General features: G+C 67.0%; 5 protein-coding genes and 1 tRNA gene. 5 read left to right on the forward strand and 1 reads right to left on the reverse strand.

What is annotated here, in order from left to right; all coding sequences use genetic code 11:
- Positions 1 to 291, reverse strand: a 291-nt coding sequence (locus BN903_RS11320; RefSeq protein ID WP_048077829.1) for an aminopeptidase P family N-terminal domain-containing protein, incomplete at its 3' end; no start/stop codon positions are given.
- A gap of 230 nt (positions 292 to 521) precedes the next feature.
- On the opposite strand from BN903_RS11320, the gene BN903_RS11325 reads away from it, so the two are divergent.
- From BN903_RS11325 to BN903_RS11345, 5 genes are all read left to right on the forward strand, one after another.
- A tRNA-Val gene (locus tag BN903_RS11325) sits at positions 522 to 596 on the forward strand.
- Positions 597 to 857: 261 nt separating this feature from the next.
- Positions 858 to 1,529: an AAA family ATPase gene (locus tag BN903_RS11330; protein WP_048077830.1), complete on the forward strand. Its 672-nt coding sequence runs from the start codon at positions 858 to 860 to the stop codon at positions 1,527 to 1,529.
- An 87-nt stretch (positions 1,530 to 1,616) separates the two neighbouring features.
- The gene (locus BN903_RS11335) at positions 1,617 to 1,901 is read left to right on the forward strand and encodes a translation initiation factor eIF-1A (protein WP_006628131.1); all 285 of its coding nucleotides are present in this window, start codon (positions 1,617 to 1,619) and stop codon (positions 1,899 to 1,901) included.
- Positions 1,902 to 2,147: 246 nt separating this feature from the next.
- Complete coding sequence (gene trxA / locus BN903_RS11340) at positions 2,148 to 2,489, forward strand: thioredoxin (RefSeq protein WP_048077831.1); 342 nt, start codon at positions 2,148 to 2,150, stop codon at positions 2,487 to 2,489.
- A gap of 62 nt (positions 2,490 to 2,551) precedes the next feature.
- Positions 2,552 to 3,164, forward strand: a 613-nt coding sequence (locus BN903_RS11345) for an aminotransferase class V-fold PLP-dependent enzyme (protein WP_048077832.1), incomplete at its 3' end; no start/stop codon positions are given.

A 3,164-nucleotide genomic window follows, 5' to 3' on the forward strand; every position in this document is an offset into this window, starting at 1 on the left:
CTCGGCGACCGCCTCGGCGAGCGAGCCGGCGTGCCACGGGAACGACTCGACCGCGAACGCCTCCGGGAGCTCCTCGTCGGCGAGCCGCTCCACTTCGATGGTGTCGGTGACGACGCGGAGGTCACCGTCGTAGCCGGCGGCGGCGACGCCCGTCGTCGCGTCGGCGTCGACGACGTTGTCGCCGCCGGTGAGCCACGCGAATCCGTTGGGGCGCGCGAACCAGACCGCTTCGAGCCCGCGCTCGTCTAAGTACGCGTCGAGCCTGTCGGTGCGGGCGGAGAGGTCGACCATACGGACGGACTCTCGCCGGGCCAGTAAAACCGGTCGGAACCGATCGGGATCGGTCGGCGCGCGGAGCGTAACGGACCGGTAACGGGCGCGGAGTCGGAGAGGCGTCGGAATCGGGAGTCGTCACCGCGCTGTCATCCGATCGATTCGCCCGACGCCCCCGACGCGAAGCCCGAAACGAAAGGTTCAATTACGTTCCACGGAAACAACGAGATGCGTCAGTAAGCCCCTTCGGGTTGGTAGTCTAGTCCGGTTATGACACCTCCTTGACATGGAGGAGGCCGGCGGTTCAAATCCGCCCCAACCCACTTCTGATTCTTCGCAACGACGAGCGATAGCGAGGAGTCCGTAGAATCGAAGTGGTGACAGCGGTTTGAACCCTGCCAGTCGCGCGCAGCGAACGAATGTGAGCGAGCACGTCTGGCACCGGTTCAAATCCGCCCCAACCCACTCCTAATTTCCCGCGACGACGAGCGACAGCGACCGGTCTCGACGCGGGGGACTGACCCGCCCTTTGAGCGTGGAGCGATGCGAAGTTTCTTTTACTTCACTCCGGAGGATCCGGGTAGATGAGTGACCGAGGCGGTCGAGCGCTGGACGGGTCCGAATCGCCGACTTCGAACCGTGACACGGCGGATTCTCTCGCTCCGACGGCGGCAGAATCGGCCGCCTCGACCGCCGCCGACGCGCCGTCGACCGGGCGACTGGTCGTCGTCTGCGGACTGCCCGGCGTCGGCAAGACGACCGTCGCCGAGCGGATCGCGGACCACGTCGACGGGCGGATACGGCGGACCGACGTGATACGGAAGGAGCTGTTCGACGACCCCGAGTACACCGACGCGGAGACGGAGGCCGTCTACGACGAACTCCTCGCCCGGGCTCGCGAGGACATCGACGCGGGCGACGCCGTCGTCCTCGACGCGACGTTCGCGGACGACTGGTTCCGGGCGGAGGCCCGCGAGACGGCCGCAGAGACCGCGGGGGCGTTCGACCTCGTCGAGGTCGACTGCGACGAGGACGTCGTCGAGCGACGGATCGAGCGCCGGGACGGGATCAGCGACGCGGACTTCGAGATCCACCTCCACTTCAAGGAGCTGTTCGACGAGGTCGCCGGCGACCACGTCGTCGTCGACAACTCCGGCACGGAGGCGGAGACGTTCGCGCAGGTCGACGCCGCGTTCGCCGAGGGTGCGACCGCCGACCGCGACGACCGGGCGGCGACGGTCACCGACGCCGAGTGAGGACGCGCTCGGTATGTGAACAGATGGCGTGACGAGCGGGCGCACACGTCTCAAATCACTTATACGGGCGAACGCACAACGGAAGGTATGAGCGAAGAATCCGGGCGGAAGAACCTGCGGATGCCCAACGACGACGAAGTGTTCGCCGTGGTGACGGAACACCTCGGCGGCAACCACGTTCAGCTGCGCTGCGCCGACGGCGTGGAGCGACTCGGTCGGATCCCCGGTCGGATGAAGTATCGCACGTGGATCAGCGAGGGGGACGTGGTCCTCGCCGAGCCGTGGGACTGGCAGGACGAGAAGGCGAACGTCGAGTGGCGGTACGAGGACGAGGATGCCGACCAGCTCCGCCGCGAAGGCCACATTCAGTAATCGAGCGCGAGTTCACGCCCTGCGTAGCAGCCGAACATGGCAGATCGCCGCTGACCGCCCTCCAATCTGACTTCTTCTCGACGAACGGTCCACCACCTCCGGTGGCTTCGCGAGCGACACGGGACCACGAGAGATATCCGTGAGCCGCCGGACACCGGAGATACTGAGATCGCCGTTCTCTATTCGTGTACAGTATTGTGAGTACTATCCAAAACCATTATTACGGCGAGGCGCGTACCCACTGATATGAGTTCGACAGAAGCTGCTCCCGCAGAACCGATTCGGCTAGCCGACACCGACGCGTTCGACGCGCACGTCGCCGACCACGACGTCGTCCTCGTCGACTTCTACGCCGACTGGTGCGGTCCGTGTCAGATGATGGAGCCGGCGGTCGAGGCGGTCGCGAGCGACACCGACGCGGCGGTGCTGAAGGTTGACGTCGACGAGCATCAGGCGCTGGCCGGCGAGTACGGCGTCCAGAGTATTCCGACTCTGCTCGTGTTCTCGGACGGCGAGTTAGCCGATCAGATGGTCGGCGCGCAGACCGAACAGGCGCTCGTCGACGCGGTCGCCGAGCCCTCCGCCTGAACCCCCGCGTCGCACCGCGTTCGCCCGACAACCGCCGATTCCGGACCACGGAAACCGACACCATGAGAAGGGTAACACTCGATGACAACGGTATGACCCCGAGAGAACTCCGCGCGGACATCCCCGCGCTCGGCGACGCGGCGTACTTCAACTTCGGCGCGCACGGGCCCAGCCCGGAGTACGTCGTCGAGGCGGCCGGCTCCTTCGTCGCGGACCACGAGTACGGCTCCGCGACGACCGACCCCTACGAGTACGCCTTCGAGACGTACGAGGCGGTTCGCGAGCGGATCGCGGCGTTCGTCGGCGCGGACCCCGAGGAGGTCGCCCTGACCGAGAGCACGAGCGACGGGATCGCCCGCGTCGGCGGCGCGATCGACTGGGAGCCGGGAGACGTCGTCGTCCGGACCGACCTCGAACACCCGGCGGGAGTCCTCCCGTGGCAGCGGCTCGAACGCGAGGGCGTCGAAGTGCGCGTGCTGGAGACCGAGGACGGCCGCGTCGACCGCGACGAGTACGCCGAGGCGGTCGCCGACGCTCGACTGGTCTGTTTCAGCGCGATCACGTGGACCCACGGCACCCGACTCCCGGTGCGAGAGCTCGTCGAGATCGCCGACGACGCCGGCGCGTTCACCCTCGTCGACGCGGTCCAGTCGCCCGGACAGGTCCCGATGGATC

The sequence above is a fragment of the Halorubrum sp. AJ67 genome (assembly GCF_000513435.1).

Coding starts and splice junctions, on each gene's coding strand:
- BN903_RS11330 (WP_048077830.1), top strand. CDS start 858: ATGAGTGACCGAGGCGGTCGAGCGCTGGACGGGTCCGAATCGCCGACT.
- BN903_RS11335 (WP_006628131.1), top strand. CDS start 1,617: ATGAGCGAAGAATCCGGGCGGAAGAACCTGCGGATGCCCAACGACGAC.
- trxA (WP_048077831.1), top strand. CDS start 2,148: ATGAGTTCGACAGAAGCTGCTCCCGCAGAACCGATTCGGCTAGCCGAC.